This window comes from Nocardioides sp. (genome assembly GCF_030150155.1).
GTDB lineage: Bacteria > Actinomycetota > Actinomycetes > Propionibacteriales > Nocardioidaceae > Nocardioides.
Window position 1 is genome coordinate 40,073 of the sequence record NZ_JASLGR010000032.1, and the last position, 15,042, is coordinate 55,114.

The 15,042-nt window shown below is 70.9% G+C and carries 13 protein-coding genes, 1 tRNA gene and 1 pseudogene; 9 read left to right on the forward strand and 6 right to left on the reverse strand.

All coding sequences use genetic code 11. The features are described from left to right. The 3 genes from Q1V88_RS09975 to Q1V88_RS09985 are packed head-to-tail and all read right to left on the reverse strand — an operon-like array spanning position 1 to position 4,378. Entirely contained in the window at positions 1-696 is a 696-nt protein-coding gene (locus Q1V88_RS09975; protein WP_300680968.1) for a hypothetical protein, read from the reverse strand. After that, the gene (locus Q1V88_RS09980; RefSeq protein WP_300680970.1) at positions 693-3,047 is read right to left on the reverse strand and encodes a bifunctional diguanylate cyclase/phosphodiesterase; all 2,355 of its coding nucleotides are present in this window, start codon (positions 3,045-3,047) and stop codon (positions 693-695) included. Before Q1V88_RS09980 ends, Q1V88_RS09975 begins: the two co-directional genes overlap by 4 nt. A 23-nt stretch (positions 3,048-3,070) precedes the next feature. Then, the gene (locus Q1V88_RS09985) at positions 3,071-4,378 is read right to left on the reverse strand and encodes an aminotransferase class V-fold PLP-dependent enzyme (RefSeq protein ID WP_300680972.1); all 1,308 of its coding nucleotides are present in this window, start codon (positions 4,376-4,378) and stop codon (positions 3,071-3,073) included. Positions 4,379-4,622: 244 nt separating this feature from the next. On the opposite strand from Q1V88_RS09985, the pseudogene Q1V88_RS19580 reads away from it, so the two are divergent. From Q1V88_RS19580 to Q1V88_RS09995, 3 genes and pseudogenes are all read left to right on the forward strand, one after another. Beyond that, positions 4,623-5,018, forward strand: a pseudogene (locus Q1V88_RS19580) (alkaline phosphatase); the annotation flags it as partial. A gap of 8 nt (positions 5,019-5,026) precedes the next feature. Continuing rightward, positions 5,027-6,289, forward strand: coding sequence for an alkaline phosphatase (locus Q1V88_RS09990; protein ID WP_300680990.1), 1,263 nt, complete (start codon positions 5,027-5,029; stop codon positions 6,287-6,289). Positions 6,290-6,503: 214 nt separating this feature from the next. Beyond that, positions 6,504-7,700: an NADP-dependent malic enzyme gene (locus Q1V88_RS09995; RefSeq protein WP_300680974.1), complete on the forward strand. Its 1,197-nt coding sequence runs from the start codon at positions 6,504-6,506 to the stop codon at positions 7,698-7,700. Positions 7,701-7,722: 22 nt separating this feature from the next. On the opposite strand, the gene Q1V88_RS10000 is transcribed toward Q1V88_RS09995, so the two are convergent. From Q1V88_RS10000 to Q1V88_RS10010, 3 genes are all read right to left on the reverse strand, one after another. Continuing rightward, a complete protein-coding gene (locus tag Q1V88_RS10000; protein ID WP_366914075.1) occupies positions 7,723-8,262 on the reverse strand; it encodes a methylated-DNA--[protein]-cysteine S-methyltransferase in 540 nt (179 codons plus the stop codon). After that, on the reverse strand, positions 8,235-9,761 hold the full coding sequence (locus Q1V88_RS10005) for an AlkA N-terminal domain-containing protein (protein ID WP_300680976.1): 1,527 nt from the start codon (positions 9,759-9,761) through the stop codon (positions 8,235-8,237). Before Q1V88_RS10005 ends, Q1V88_RS10000 begins: the two co-directional genes overlap by 28 nt. Positions 9,762-9,915: 154 nt before the next feature. Beyond that, positions 9,916-9,988 (reverse strand) — tRNA-Glu (locus Q1V88_RS10010). Between the two features lie 108 nt (positions 9,989-10,096). On the opposite strand from Q1V88_RS10010, the gene Q1V88_RS10015 reads away from it, so the two are divergent. The 6 genes from Q1V88_RS10015 to Q1V88_RS10040 all read left to right on the forward strand — a co-directional run. Beyond that, positions 10,097-10,981 (forward strand): mechanosensitive ion channel family protein, encoded by an 885-nt coding sequence (locus Q1V88_RS10015; RefSeq protein ID WP_300680978.1) that lies wholly within the window; start codon positions 10,097-10,099, stop codon positions 10,979-10,981. Next, entirely contained in the window at positions 10,978-11,382 is a 405-nt protein-coding gene (locus tag Q1V88_RS10020; RefSeq protein ID WP_300680980.1) for a hypothetical protein, read from the forward strand. Before Q1V88_RS10015 ends, Q1V88_RS10020 begins: the two co-directional genes overlap by 4 nt. A 94-nt stretch (positions 11,383-11,476) precedes the next feature. Then, a complete protein-coding gene (locus tag Q1V88_RS10025) occupies positions 11,477-12,775 on the forward strand; it encodes a hydroxyacid-oxoacid transhydrogenase (protein WP_300680982.1) in 1,299 nt (432 codons plus the stop codon). Then, complete coding sequence (locus Q1V88_RS10030) at positions 12,772-13,224, forward strand: thioesterase family protein (protein ID WP_300680984.1); 453 nt, start codon at positions 12,772-12,774, stop codon at positions 13,222-13,224. The genes Q1V88_RS10025 and Q1V88_RS10030 overlap by 4 nt, the downstream gene beginning before the upstream one ends. A 23-nt stretch (positions 13,225-13,247) precedes the next feature. Beyond that, positions 13,248-14,399, forward strand: coding sequence for an acyl-CoA dehydrogenase family protein (locus Q1V88_RS10035; RefSeq protein WP_300680986.1), 1,152 nt, complete (start codon positions 13,248-13,250; stop codon positions 14,397-14,399). Positions 14,400-14,479: 80 nt separating this feature from the next. Continuing rightward, positions 14,480-15,042 (forward strand): VIT family protein (locus Q1V88_RS10040; protein WP_300680988.1); only part of this gene is annotated, 563 nt, incomplete at its 3' end.

Below are 15,042 nucleotides of genomic sequence, written 5' to 3' on the forward strand. Positions count from 1 at the left end.
CTACCGCGACACCGACGGCAGCTGGGCCGGACGGAAGGTCCAGTCGGTCGGCAGCGCGATCCCGTCCAGGCCGATCGCCTGGTAGATCAGCCGGTAGGCGTCGGGGTTCATCCGGCGCTGCTGGTCGAACATCCGGTGCAGGTTCGCCCACAGTGGGATGCTCCGCTCCGAGCCGAGGTACTCGCCTTCGCCGGTGCCGGGCAGCACGTTCGGCTGGAGCCCGGCCGCCGAGAGCAGGCGGCGCGGCCGCTCGTCCATGATCATCACGATGAAGTCGGCGCCGTTGGCCTGCGCCGCGGTGACGATGCCGTGGTACAGCGCTGCCGAGCACAACGCGGTGTTCCCCCGCGACCGCCGTACGGCGATGGTGCCGACGTCCCAGGTGCGCTCGGGATCGACCCCCGCCGCCCGGGCCGACCGCTCCCCGTCGACCTGCCACGGCTCCCGGCCGACGTCGTTGAGGGTCTTGAGCCCCGCCGGGCCGGGCGTGATGAAGCGGGTGGTGGCCAGGGCCTCGCCGGACTCGTCCAGCACCGTCATGAACCCGGTCTGGTCGGCGTACGGGCCGTATTCGGCCTCCAGCTCCTCGTCGGTGTTGCCGTAGAAGGTGAAGAAGACCTCGGCCTCGCACGCCAAGGCTGCCTCCAGCTCGGCTCCGACCGGGTTCAGCACGAACCTCAAGGGTGCAGTGGTCAACGTTCTCTCCTTCGCTCTGAGGGGGACTCCGAGGGGGACTCTGAGGGGGACTCCGGCGACGACTCGTGGCTGCGTCGGGGAGCGGGGGCCGAGACGGACCAGGCCCGCACCCACGACGCGAGCTCGGTGGCCGGCATCGGCCGGGCCAGGTGGTAGCCCTGGAGGCAGTCGATGCCGAGGTCGATCAGGACGTTCATGGTGTGGGCGTCCTCGACGCCCTCGGCGACGGTGCGCATGTCGAGGGCGTGGGCGAGCTGGATCGTCGAGGCGACGATCTTGCGGCTGCGTTCCTCGGTGGCGATGTCGCGCACCAGCGACCTGTCGATCTTGAGCTCCTGGACCGGCAGGTTCCGCAGGTGGGTCAGGGAGGAGAAGCCGGTGCCGTAGTCGTCGATCGAGATCTGCAGGCCCCGGCGGCGGGCGTCGAGCAGGATGTCGCGGGCGCGCTGCGGGTCGGCCAGGAACGAGTCCTCGGTGACCTCCAGGATGAGCCGGTCCGCGTCGACCTGCCACTCCTCCAGGGTCGCGTAGAGGCGGGGCAGGAACGCATGGCTGAGCAGCTCCGGCGGGGCGCAGTTGAGGGCGAGCCGCAGGTCGAGACCCTGCTCGGTGAGCCAGGTCAGGTCGCTGATCGCGTGCACCGCGATGACGTCGGAGAGCCGCCCCATCAGCCCCACCCGGCGGGCGGTGGGCAGGAACGCGATCGGGCTGAGCAGGCCGTGACTGGGGTGACGCCAGCGCACCAGCGCCTCGAACGCGTACGGCGTCATGGTGTGGACGTCGACCTGGGGCTGGTACCAGACCTCGATCTGGCCCTCGGTCAGCCCCTTGCGCAGGTCCTCGGCGAGCTCGAGCCGAGAGCGGGAGAACTCGTCCAGGTGGGCGTCGTACAGCGCCGCACCCGAGCGGGAGCTCTTCGCCTGGTACATCGCCACGTCGGCTCGACGCAGCACCTCGCCGCTGTCCAGCTCGGCGTCGTCGGCCTCGACGGCGGTGATCCCGATCGAGCCCGACACCGAGATCTCGATGCCGTCGACCACGATCGGGTCGGCGATCACCTTGAGCAGCTGGTGGGCGGTCTCGACCAGCTCGATCTTGTCCCGGCTCTCCACCAGGATCGCGAACTCGTCGCCGCCGAGCCGGGCGACCATCACGTCGTTCTCCAGGGTGAACTGCATCCGCTCGGAGACCAGGGTCAGCACGATGTCGCCGGCGTGGTGGCCCAGGGCGTCGTTGATCTCCTTGAAGCCGTCCAGGTCGAGCAGCATCAGGGCCAGCGGGCGGCCACCGTGCAGCGACTCCTGGAGTCGGGCCCGCACCGCGCGCCGGTTCGGCAGCTTGGTCAGGTCGTCGGTCTGGGACAGCGCCAGCGCCTCGGTGGCATGGTTCGCGTCGCGCAGCGCCAGCACCATCCGGTAGCCGACCGCGAGCATGGTCAGCACCGCCGGCGGCACCGTGTAGTAGGTCAGGGTCTCGTCGGTCGGCAGGGTGAGCACCGCCAGGGCGACCAGCCCGGCCCCGACCAGCGGCTGGCTGCCGGCACTGCGTGGCATCGTGCGCACCCGTGGATGGGTGGGCTGGCAGGCGGCGCTGACCAGCAGGGCCCAGGCACCGCCCCACAGCGCGATGCTGACAGTGCCGAAGTGGTACGTCGGCGCCGTCACGGTCAACGCGAACGTGGAGTCGGCGCACGCCAGCACGGCGAACCCGATCCCGAGCATCACGGTGGTGCGCAGGTCGGTGCGGATCCGCAGCAGCGCCTGGCCCAGCACGACCAGGGCCAGCAGGAGGTCGACCAGCGGGTACATCACCGCCAGCAGCAGCGGCAGCCCCTCCTCCCCGGAGGCGAGCCGGACCGGGAGCACCAGCAGCAGCGCCGCCAGGCAGAACGAGGCGCCGCAGATCACCGCAGCGTCGAGCCAGGAGCGCGAGGGCCGCAGCCGCTTCCAGCCGGCGTCGAAGATCAGGAACCCGACCAGGCCCAGATAGGAGCTGAGGAAGAACCACTCACCCGGCGCGGGGAAGTCACGCTGCTCGTCCAGGCTGGCGGCGTTGACCACCATCGACCCCATCGACCACAGCCCGACCGCACCGGCCAGCAGCAGCAGCGGCACCCGCCGGGAGCGGAACAGCCGCGCCGCCAGCAGCAGTCGACAGATCAGCAGCGGGAAGAAGGCAGCGAGCGTCACCAGCAGGATCGTCTGCCCGGTGCGGTACGACGCCCGCTCGGCGATCTGGTTGGTGACCAGGCCCCCGACCAGGACGATCCAGCTCAGCTTCGCCAGCAGTCGGTGGACGGTGGCGGTCCGGCCCCGCAACCCGGGCGGCGTGGGCGTCGTCGGCTGGCTCATCGGGCTCACAGGACTCGCGGGGCTCATCGGGCCGGCTCCGTCAGGCTCGCCAGCACCAGGTCGACGTCGGCCTCGGTGGTGGTGGGATTGACGAAGCACAGCCGAAGAACTGTCTCACCCGCATGCCGGGTCGGCGTCACCAGCCCCAGGCCGCTGAGCCGGGCCGCCTCCGACCAGCGGGCGTAGTCCTCGGCGCTCCAGCCCAGCCGCCGGAAGAGCACCACCGAGAGCTGCGGGTCGGTGACGATCTCCAGCACCGGGTGGGCCTCGATCTGCTTGGCCGCGTAGCCGGCACAGGCCAGGCAGCGCTCCACGGCGTCGACGTAGGCGTCGGTGCCGTAGGCCAGCAGCGAGACCCACAGCGGCAGCCCGCGGGCCCGCCGGGTGAGATGGATCGTGTAGTCCGACGGGTTGCTGGCCTCGTCGTCGTTGACCGCATCGAGGTAGTGCGCGTGCTGGCGGTGCGCGGCCCGCGCCCGAGCCGGCTCGCGGTAGAGCACCGCGGCGCAGTCGATCGGGGTGAAGAGCCACTTGTGCGGGTCGATCGTGACCGAGCTGGAGCGTTCGATGCCGGCGAAGAGGGGCCGGTGCGAGGCCGCGAGCAGTGCGGCGCCGCCGTACGCCGCGTCGACGTGGAGCCACAGGCCACGCTCGGCACAGAGGTCGGCGATCGCGTCGAGCTCGTCGACCGCACCGGTGTTGGTGGCGCCGGCACTGGTCACCACCGCGACCACGTTGGCCGGATCGAGCTGGTCCAGCACGGGGCGCAGGTCGGAGGCCTCCAGTGCGGTGTCGACGGTCCCGGCCAGCACGACCTGGCAGCCCATGATCTCCGCGGCGGCCCGCACCGAGGCGTGCGCGGAGGCGGCCGCGACCACGATCTCGGGGGCACGGCCGGCCGCGTTGGTGCGCCCGTGCCGGGCGGCGACCAGGGCGCTCAGGTTGGCCGTCGAGCCGCCACTGGTGAACGCGCCGTGGGCCTGTGCGGGGTAGCCGACCACGTCGCGGAGCCAGCCGATCGCCTCGTCCTCGGCGCCGACCACGGCACCGGCCTCCAGCTCGCTGCCGCCGTAGACGGCCGCGGCCGACAGCGCGGCGTCGGCGAGCACCGAGACCGGGGTCGGGGCACCGCCGACGAACGCGAGGTAGCGCGGATGGTCGGTCGGGAAGGCGGTGGGCAGGACGGTGTCACGCAGCGTCCGCCAGGCGTCGTGGGCTCCGATACCGCTCGATGTCAGGTGGGGGAGGACATCGCTGCGGCCGGAGCGGGGTCTGGGCACCGGGGGCGGTCCGGTGAGACGCGCCGCGATCCAGTCCGCGACCTCGGTCATCGCGTCGTGATCTTGGGCGACAAACTCGTGCACGTCGGCCTCGTGAGAATCGGGGGAAGTGGGATCGACCGTTGCCATTGTGGCAGTTCTGACACCAAGTAAACGAAGTTCGTCCGAACTGGAGGTCGCGGCGGCATCGTTTACGTGCTGTTCGCCTGCTGGGTGGCGGGGCGTTCTCATCGTCTTCTTAGGTTCGGGCAGAACGGCCCGGGAGCGGCCCGGGCTTCGGACGAGAGAAGTCACGATGTCTCGCATCTCAGCTCGGGCGCGCCTCACGCGCGTGTGTGCCGGCGTCGCTGCCCTGGCGGTGGCAGGAACCGGCGCGGTGTACGCCGCCGGCGGACTCAGCCAGCCCGGCGGGGCCACCCGCCACCACGGCGACCAGACCGCTGCGGTCGCCTCCCAGATCAAGTACGGCAAGGCGAAGAACGTCCTGCTCTTCATCGGCGACGGGATGGGTGACTCCGAGATCACCGTCGCGCGCAACTACCTGGTCGGGGCCTCGGGCACGCTGAACGGTCTGGACAGCCTCCCGCTGACCGGTCAGTACACGACGTACGCACTGCACAAGGGCGACGACCCACTGACCGACGCCGACGACACCGGCAAGCCGGACTACGTCACCGACTCCGCTGCCTCGGGCACCGGCTGGGGACCGGCACGAAGTCCTACAACGGGGCGATCAGCGTCGGCCTGGACGGCACCACCACCCACCAGACGATGCTGGAGTGGGCCAAGGCCCGCGGCCTCAAGACCGGCGACATCACCACCGCCGAGGTCCAGGACGCCACCCCGGCCGTCCAGCTCGCCCACGTCGCCGACCGTGGCTGCTACATGCCCGGCACCGACAAGACGAAGACCGTCACCGTCGACGGCAAGGCCCAGTTCAAGGGCATGGTGAACTGCCCGAAGCAGTCGCTCTCGATCGAGGAGCAGATCGTCAAGACCCGCGCCGACGTGGTGATGGGCGGCGGTCGCGGCTGGTTCAACGCCACCCAGGCCGACGGCAAGACGGTGTACGACGCGGCCAAGGCGGCGGGCTACCAGATCCCCGAGACCAAGGCCGACCTGGACAAGATCACCAGCGCCAACCAGACCAAGCCGGTCCTCGGCCTGTTCGCCTCGGGCAACTTCCAGACCCGGTTCAAGGCCACCCCGGCGACCGCTGACGGCTACAGCAAGAAGGCCGCCCGCTGCCAGACCAACGACGTCGCCCCCGACGGCTCGGCGACCACCTGGCCGGGCACCCAGCCGACCCTGGCCGAGATGACGAAGAAGTCCATCGACCTGTTGGACAACTCGAAGGGCTTCTTCCTCCAGGTCGAGGGCGCCTCGATCGACAAGCAGGACCACGCCGCCAACCCGTGCGGCCAGATCGGTGAGACCAAGGACCTCGACGAGGCCGTCAAGGTCGGCATGGACTTCGCCAAGAAGCACGGCGACACCCTCGTGATCGTCACCGCCGACCACGCCCACACCAGCCAGATCATCAACGCCGAGGACATCAACCCGGCCTCGCCGAGCACCATCCCGCTGGCCGGCACCTACAACCTGCTCACCGCCGACGACACCGTCGAGACGGTCGCCTACGGCACCGCCCAGCTCGGCGGCTCCCAGCAGCACACCGGCACCCAGCTCCGGGTGGCCGGCTACGGCCCCGGTGCCGCCAACGTGGTCGGCCTCTCCGACCAGACCGACCTCTTCGCGACCGTCGAGCGCACGCTCAGCGGTGTCGGCGTGGACAAGGCCCCGCCGGTGGCCGGCAAGCCGCAGGTCTGCACCCGGGCACCGCAGGTGCTGCGTGACCTGCAGGCGAAGCTGGCCAAGGCCAAGAAGAAGCACAACAAGTCCAAGATCGCCACGCTGAAGGGCCAGATCGCCGGGGTCAAGAGCCTCGCGAAGCTCTGCTGAGCCGGTCTCGACACCGTCGCGTCCGCCCGGTCTCGGAGGAGGCCGGGCGGACGTGCGTCTCGGGGTCGGGGCTCTGCCCAACGGGACCTACTTCGCAGTAATCGGCGCATTTCCCCTACTAATGACGCTGATTCTTGTCGTTTCCGCCAAGCGCATTGACGTGCTTGCGCGGCGGCGCGTTGAATCCGTTCCAATCGAACCCCAAGGACTCACCATGACTTCTGTCGAGCCCACGCTCACCCCCGGCGACAAGTACGCCGGCGACCCCGTCTTCGACCTGCATGTCGGCGGCAAGATGGCGATCACCGCGACCGCCTCCGTCGCTGACCGCGAGGCCCTCTCGATGGCGTACACCCCGGGTGTGGCCCGGGTCTGCACCGCGATCGCCGAGGAGCCCGAGCTCGTCGAGCGCTACACCTGGGTGTCGAACACCGTCGCCGTCGTCACCGACGGCACCGCCGTCCTCGGCCTGGGTGACATCGGCCCGTCGGCCGCGATGCCGGTGATGGAGGGCAAGGCGGTGCTGTTCAAGGAGTTCGGTGGCGTCGACGCCATCCCGATCTGCCTGGCCACGACCGACACCGAGGAGATCATCGAGACCGTCGTGCGGATGGCCCCGAGCTTCGGCGGCATCAACCTCGAGGACATCTCCGCGCCGCGCTGCTTCGAGATCGAGGACCGGCTCAAGGAGCTGCTCGACATCCCGGTCTTCCACGACGACCAGCACGGCACCGCCGTGGTCACCCTGGCCGCGCTGATGAACGCACTGAAGCTGACCGGGCGCACGCCGGGCACGACCCGCGTCGTGATCTCCGGCGCCGGTGCTGCCGGTGTCGCGGTGGCCAAGATCCTGGCCGAGTACGGCATCGGTGACATCTGCGTCCTGGACCGCTCCGGCATCGTCGCCTCCACCCGGGCCGACATCGCTGCGGGCGAGTCGCCCTCGAAGAAGGCGTTGGCCGAGATGACCGCCGACCGCAACGGTCGCTCCGGTGGCCTGGCCGAGGCCCTCGACGGCGCCGACGTCTACATCGGCGTCTCGGGCGGCACCGTCCCCGAGGAGCTGGTGGCCACGATGGCCGCCGACGCGATCATCTTCGCGATGGCCAACCCGAACCCGGAGATCCACCCCGACGTCGCGCACAAGTACGCCCGCGTCGTGGCCACCGGACGGTCGGACTTCCCGAACCAGATCAACAACGTGCTGGCCTTCCCGGGCATCTTCCGGGGCACCTTCGACGCCCGCGCCAAGGCGATCACCGAGGTGATGAAGCTCGCCGCCGCGACCGCCCTGGCCTCGCTGGTGGGCGAGGAGCTGGCCGAGGACTACATCATCCCGGCACCGTTCGACCCGCGCGTGGGCCCGGCGGTCGCGACCGCCGTCGCCGCTGCCGCCAAGGCCGGGGCCTGAGCCCTGGCTTTGGGCTGAGGGATCAAAAGAGTACGTCGGCGCGATCGGCCTCGAGGTCGAGCAGCACCTGCTTGCGGGCCATCCCGCCGGCGTACCCGGTCAGCGAGCCGTTCGACCCGATCACCCGGTGGCACGGGATCACCACCGGGATCGGGTTGCGGCCGTTGGCCAGACCGACGGCACGGGACGCGGCGTTGGTCCGCCCCAGCCGCCGCGCGACCTCGCCGTAGCTGGCGGTCTGGCCCCAGCCGATCCGCAGCAGCTCGGCCCAGACCTCCTGCTGGAAGGCGGTGCCGTGCGGGGCGAGCGGGAGGTCGAAATCCCGGCGTTCGCCGGCGAAGTACTCGCCCAGCTGGCGGGCAGCCGCGACCAGGACCGCGGCGGTGTCGTCGTGCTCGCCGAGGTCGATGTGTGCGGCATCGTCGGTGTGCGCCGGCTTGCGGAAGGGCGAGAACTCGATCGCCGTCAGGGCGCCGTCGGGATGCTCGGCGGTACGTGCCGCGACCAGGCGCAGCTCGCCGATCGGGGAGTCGATCACGGTCCACATGTCAGTGACCTCCACAGGTGGATGAGGGCGTAGGAACGCCAGGGCTTCCAGGTCTCGGGCTCGGGTGGTGCGGCGTCGGAGCCTATGTCGGCGTCGGGGGCGCTGAGCCGCTGCAGCGCGTGCCGCACCCCGACATCGGTCGGCAGGAACACGTCCGGGTCGCCGAGCGCCCGCATCGCGACGTAGTCGGCCGTCCACGGCCCGATCCCGGGCACGGCCAGCAGTGCCGACCGTACGTCGTCACGGGCCGCCCCACGCGACAGGTCGATCCGACCGTCGGCCAGGCGGGCCGCCAGCTCGCCGAGTGCTCGGGCCCGTGCCCGCGGCATCGCGAACTCCTCGGGTGCCAGCCCCGCGATCGTGGCGGCGTCGGGGAAGAGGTGGGTCAGGCCGGGGACGCCGGTCTCGATCGGGGTGCCGTGAGCGGCGACCAGCCGGCCGGCCAGGGTGCGGGCCGCGACCACGGTGACCTGCTGGCCCAGCACGCCTCGGATCGCGAGCTCGTCGCCGTCCACGTGGCCCGGCACCCGCAGCCCCGGTGCCTGGGCCAGGAGCGGGGCGAGCAGTGGATCGGAGCCCAGGGCCGACGCCACGGCGACCGGGTCGCAGTCGGCGTCCAGGAGACGACGTACGCGCTCGACGGCGGCTGCGGTGTCGCGCAGGTCGTCGAGGCGGAACCGGGCGGCGACGTAGCCGGTCCCGGCACCGGTCGGATCGCCCCGGTCGCCCCGGTCGGCCCGGTCGGCGAGATCCTTCAGGTCCAGCTCGACGGTGCCCCAGGAGTGCGGTAGCCGCAGGGTGCGGGCGTAGCCGGTCGCGGTGGCGACCTCGATCCCGGGCACGGCGCGCAGCCCCAGGAACGCGAGCAGGTCGGCGCCCGCGAACGGGGTTCGTACCGCCAGCCGCAGTGCCAGGGTGCCGGCCCGGGCGCCGTGGGGCGAGCGACGGCGGCCGCGCAGCTCGGTGGGGCTGGCGGCGTACACCTCCCGTACGGTGTCGTTGAACTGCCGGACGCTGGAGAAGCCGCTGGCGAAGGCGATCTCGGTGAAGGTCAGGTCGCTGGCCTCGATCAGGGTGCGGGCGGTCTGCGCTCGCCGTGCCCGGGCCAGGGCGAGCGGTCCGGCACCGAGCTCGGCGAGCAGGAGACGGTGCAGCTGCCGCTCGGAGTAGCCCAGCCGGGTGGCCAGCCCGACCACCCCGGACCGATCGACGACGCCGTCGGCGATCAGCCGCATCGCGCGGCCGGCCAGATCGGCCCGCAGGTCCCAGTCGGGGCTGCCCGGGGTGGCGTCGGGCAGGCACCGCTTGCAGGCGCGGTAGCCCGCCGCCTGCGCGCTGGCCGCACTCGGGTGGAACGTCACGTTCCGCGCTGCCGGGGTGCGGGCCGGACACGACGGCCGACAGTAGATCCCGGTGGTCGCCACGGCCGTCCAGAAGACCCCGTCGAAGCGCCGGTCGCGGCTGCTCACGGCCCGGTAGCAGGCGTCGGGGTCGAGGGGGACGGTGGAGCTCATGGCTCCATCCTGACGCGTGGGGTGGCGCCAGGCACGCGGGAATCGGACACGACGGTGGCCGGGGTGGCGCGAGTCCTCGGGAGGCAGGCGGCGGCGACGGGACAGGTGAAATGACAACTGGCCCGGATCCAGGGGATCCGGGCCAGTTGGCTTGTACCCCGGAAGAGATTTGAACTCTCGTTACCGCCGTGAGAGGGCGACGTCCTAGGCCGCTAGACGACCGGGGCATTTGTTTGCCGTGAGGCGAACAGGAGTAATCAAACACGGTTTTCGCCGATCACGCCAATCGGCGACGCATCACGCTCGGCAACACGCCCCCCAGTAGAGTCGGGACCGTGCTTCTGGAGACGTCGGTGTTCTCCGACCTCTCGCTCTGGTTCAGGCGCGAGGGGCTCGAGATCGTCATGCTGGTGACGGGCTCCGTGCTGCTCGCACGGTTCGTCACGTGGGGGGCCGAGTACCTCACCGCGCGGATCGACGCGGTCGAGGCGGGCGGCGACAACCTGGTGCGTTCCGAGGACGCCAAGCGCAAGCACGCGCTCACCCAGGTGCTGTCCTGGGTCGTCGTCGTGCTGATCTACGTCCTCGCCGGGATCAGTGTCATCCAGATCCTCGGCTTCGACCTGGCCACCATCGTCCCGGCCGCCACCGTGGCCGGTGTCGCGCTCGGCTTCGGTGCCCAGCGGATCGTGCAGGACCTGCTCGCAGGCTTCTTCCTCTTCGCCGAGCGGCAGTACGGCTACGGCGACCTGGTCCGGATCGCGGTGACCGGCATCGGCGCCCCGGTGATCGGCACCGTCGAGGAGGTCAGCCTGCGCACCACCACCGTCCGCACCCCGGCCGGTGAGGTCGTGATCACCCCGAACGGCCAGATCGTGCAGACCACGAACCTGTCGCGCGGCTGGGCACGTGCCGTGATCGACGTACCGGTGCCGGTGACCGTCGACGTCAACCGGGTCAACGAGATCCTCAAGGACGTCGGGGTGGCCGCCTTCCGTGACCCCGACCTGCGCCCGCTGCTGCTCGACAAGCCGTCGGTGATGGGCGTGGAGTCGATCGACCTCGACCAGTTCCAGGTCCGGATCGTGGCCCGCACCCTGCCCGGCAAGCAGTTCGACGTCGGTCGCATCCTGCGCGGCATGATCACCCGCGCCCTGCTCGACGAGGGCATCCGACTCTCGGCCCAGATCGCCACCGGCGAGCCGACGGGGAACGCATGAGCACGTTCCGCTGGCCCGAGCGTGGCCCCCGTCCCTCGACCGCGGCCCTCGGCGCGATCTTCCTGGTCGCGTTCGTGGTCTACCTGTTCGTCAAGCCCGCCGACGTCGCCACGACGCCGGTCAGCAACACCCCCGCACCGACCGCCTCGAAGTCCGCCGAGCCGACGCCGACCGAGGAGCCGACGCCCACCCGGACGCCGTCGTCCACGCCGAGCGCGACCACCGAGCCGACGTCGGGATCGAGCAGCACGCCGACCTCCTCGCCCTCGGCGAGCCGGACGCCGTCGTCCACGCCGACCAGCAGTGCGACACCGAGCACCACCCCGACGCCGAGCGCTACCCCGAGCGCGACACCGAGCGATCAGCCCTCCGAGACGCCGACCGACCAGATCCTGCCCTGAGCCACCACCCCAGGAGCAGGCTCGCGGCGGGGCGTCGTGGAGGCGGGCGAGCTCGCCCCTCGTCTGAGTGACCTCGGGCCGCTACGGTCGAGGCATGGGCGCGGGATGCGAGCACGACCGGGAGACGGCGTACACCGTCGACGCCTCGCGGGTCACCTTCGGTGAGGGGTCGCTGAGCGAGGTGGGGGAGCGGCTGCGGCGCTACCTGCCCACCGGTGGCACCGTCGCGGTGATGACCGACGCGCGGCTGCGCGAGACGGCGTGGGTCGCCGAGGTGACGGCCTCCCTGCGCGAGGCCGGGTTCGCGACCGTGGTGTTCGACGCCACCGCGGTGGAGCCGACCGACGTCTCGATCGCCGAGGCGGTCGCCTTCGCCCGGACCGAACGGCCCGACGCGTACGTCTCCGTCGGCGGCGGCTCGGTGATCGACACCGCGAAGCTCGCCAACCTGCTCGGCACCCACGACGGCGAGCTGATCGACTACGTCAACGCACCGCTCGGTGCCGCCCGGCCGGTGCCGGGCCCGCTGCGCCCGCACCTGGCCTGCCCGACCACGTCGGGGACCGGCTCCGAGGTGACCCCGATGGCGATCTTCGACCTGCTCGACGCGCACGCCAAGACGGGGGTCTCCTCGCCGCTGCTGCGCCCTACCGAGGCCGTCGTCGACCCGCGGGTGACGCAGACGCTGCCGCCGCAGGTGGTGGCGGCCTCCGGCCTCGACGTGCTCTGCCATGCCCTGGAGTCGCTGACCGCGCGGCCCTACACCGCCCGCTCGGCGGCGTCCCCGCGCAGCGCCCGCCCCGCCTCCCAGGGCGCCAACCCGTGGAGCGACCTGGGCTGCCGGGAGGCGCTCACCCTGATCGGCACCCACCTGCGCGACGCGGTCGCCGGTGACCCTGAGGCGCGGCACCGGATGATGTGGGCCGCGACCCTGGCCGGGATCGCCTTCGGCAACGCGGGGGTCCACGTCCCGCACGCGATGGCGTACGCCGTCGCCGGCCGGGTCCGCGACTACCGTCCCGACGGCTATCCGGGTCTCGAGCCGATGGTGCCGCACGGGTTCGCCGTCGCACTGACGGCCCCGGCGGCGTTCCGGGCGCTGGCTGCGACCAGCCCGGAGCGGCACCTGCTCGGCGCCCGCCTGCTGGCCCCGGCCTACACCGCCGACGCCGGCCAGGGTGAGGCTGGTGACGCGCTGGCTGAGGCGGTCGCGGTGCTGATGCGCGATGTCGGCGCCCCGAACGGGCTCGCCGGGGTGGGCTATGGCGTGGACGACGTACCGGATCTGGTGGCGGGGGCGGCGCCGCAGCGCCGCCTGCTCGACAATGCCCCTATGGCGATCCACGAACCCGAGCTGGCCGACATCTTCTCCGCGGCGGTGACGTGCTGGTGAGCGAGCGCGCCGTCCGGCCCCTGCGGGCCGATTACCCCCACCTGGTGCCGTTCGGGACCCGGTGGATGGACAACGACATCTACGGCCACGTGAACAACGTGACCTACTACAGCTACTTCGACACCGTGGCGAACGCTTTCATGATCGAGAACGGCCTGGAGATCCACGACGGTCCGGTGATCGGCGTGGTGGCCGAGTCCACCTGCCGCTACCACGCCGAGATCGCCTTCCCGGACCGGCTGGAGGTCGGGCTGCGGGTCGACCGGCTGGGCACCAGCGCCGTCACCTGGGGGATCGGGATCTTCAAGGTGGGCGTCGAGGAGGCGGTGGCGAACGGGCAGTTCGTGCACGTCATCGTGGATCGGGTGACGCGCCGCCCGGTGCCGATCGCCGAGGGCCTGCGGGCGGCGATGGCGAAGATCCTCAATCCTCGGGTTACCGATCAGTAACTTAACGGCGTATGCTCGCCGGTATGGCACTCAAGCGCGACATTTACGACGAGGACCACGAGGACTTCCGCGCCTCGGTCCGACAGTGGATCGAGCGTTCGGTCCTGCCGAACACCGAGCAGTACATCGCCGACAAGGCACTGCCGCGGGAGTTCTGGCTGGAGGCCGGCGCTAACGGTTTCCTCGGCCTGAGCATCCCCGAGGAGTACGGCGGCGCCGGTGCCGACGACTTCCGGTTCAACGCCGTCGTCGGCGAGGAGCTGGCCAAGGTCAACGCCGCGATGCCCACCTGCATGGGCATCCACACCGACATCACCCTGCCCTACCTGCTCACCCTCGGCACCGAGGAGCAGAAGAAGCGCTGGCTCCCCGGCGTCGCGTCGGGTGAGCTCCTGCTCGCCATCGGCATGACCGAGCCGTCGGGCGGCTCCGACCTCGCCGCCCTCAAGACCAACGCGGTCCGCGACGGCGACGAGTGGGTGATCAACGGCTCCAAGACGTTCATCACCAACGGCTACTCCGCCGACCTGGTGATCACCGCCGTGCGCACCGACCCGGAGAAGGGCGCCAAGGGCATCACCCTCTTCGGCATCGAGGCGACCAAGGAGGGCTTCAGCCGCGGCCGCAAGCTCGACAAGGTCGGCATGGAGGAGTCCGACACCGCCGAGCTGTTCTTCGAGAACGTGCGCGTCACCGACGCCGAGATCGTTGGCCAGCTCAACATGGGCTTCATCCACATGATGCAGAAGCTGCCGCAGGAGCGACTCTCCTGCGCGGTGGCCAACGTCGCCCACGCGAAGCAGATCCTGGTCGAGACGCTGCAGTACACCAAGGACCGCAAGGCCTTCGGCCAGTCCATCGGCAACTTCCAGCACAACAAGTTCCTGCTGGCCGAGCTGTTCACGCAGATCGAGGTCGCCGAGGCGTACATGGACAAGTGCGTCGCCGCGCACGCGGAGAAGGAGCTCACCGCCGTCGAGGCCGCCAAGGCCAAGTGGTACTCCTCGCAGGTCCAGTCCGAGGTCCTCGACCACTGCGTCCAGCTGCACGGTGGCTACGGCTTCATGAACGAGTACCGCGTGGCCCGCGCGTGGCGCGACGCCCGCGTCACGAAGATCTGGGCCGGCTCGAACGAGATCATGAAGGAGCTCATCGGCCGCGAGCTCGGCCTGTAGCCCCGAGTCGGCGCGAACGCACGGTTTGCGCAGGCTCACCTACGTTGCGACCCATCGTTCCGCGAGGAACGATGGGTCGCATGTCTTCCACCGCCGACGCCACTGAGATCGAGCACGAGCACGGTGAGACCGAGGGTCTCTCGAATCGGCTGAACTGGCTGCGCGCCGGGGTCCTGGGCGCCAACGACGGCATCGTCTCCGTCGCCGGCATCGTCATGGGTGTCGCGGGCGCGACCTCCGACCGCGGGTCGCTGGTGATCGCCGGCACGGCGGCCCTCGTGGCCGGTGCGCTCTCGATGGCCACCGGCGAGTACGTCTCCGTGTCGACGCAGCGCGATGCCGAGCTGGCCCTCATCGAGGCCGAGAAGCACGACCTCGCCCGCATGCCCGAGGAGGAGCTCGAGCACCTCACCTCGATCCTCGAGGGCAAGGGCCTGTCGAGCGCCGTCGCGCGGCAGGCGGCTGAGGAGCTGACCGCGAAGGACGTGCTTCGCGCTCACGCGGAGTTCGAGTTCGGCATCGACATCGACGACGTCACCAACCCGTGGAACGCGGCCCTGGCGTCGATGGTCTCCTTCACCATCGGCGGGCTGCTCCCGATGCTCACGATCCTGCTCCCCGCGGCCCTGCGCATCTGGGTGAC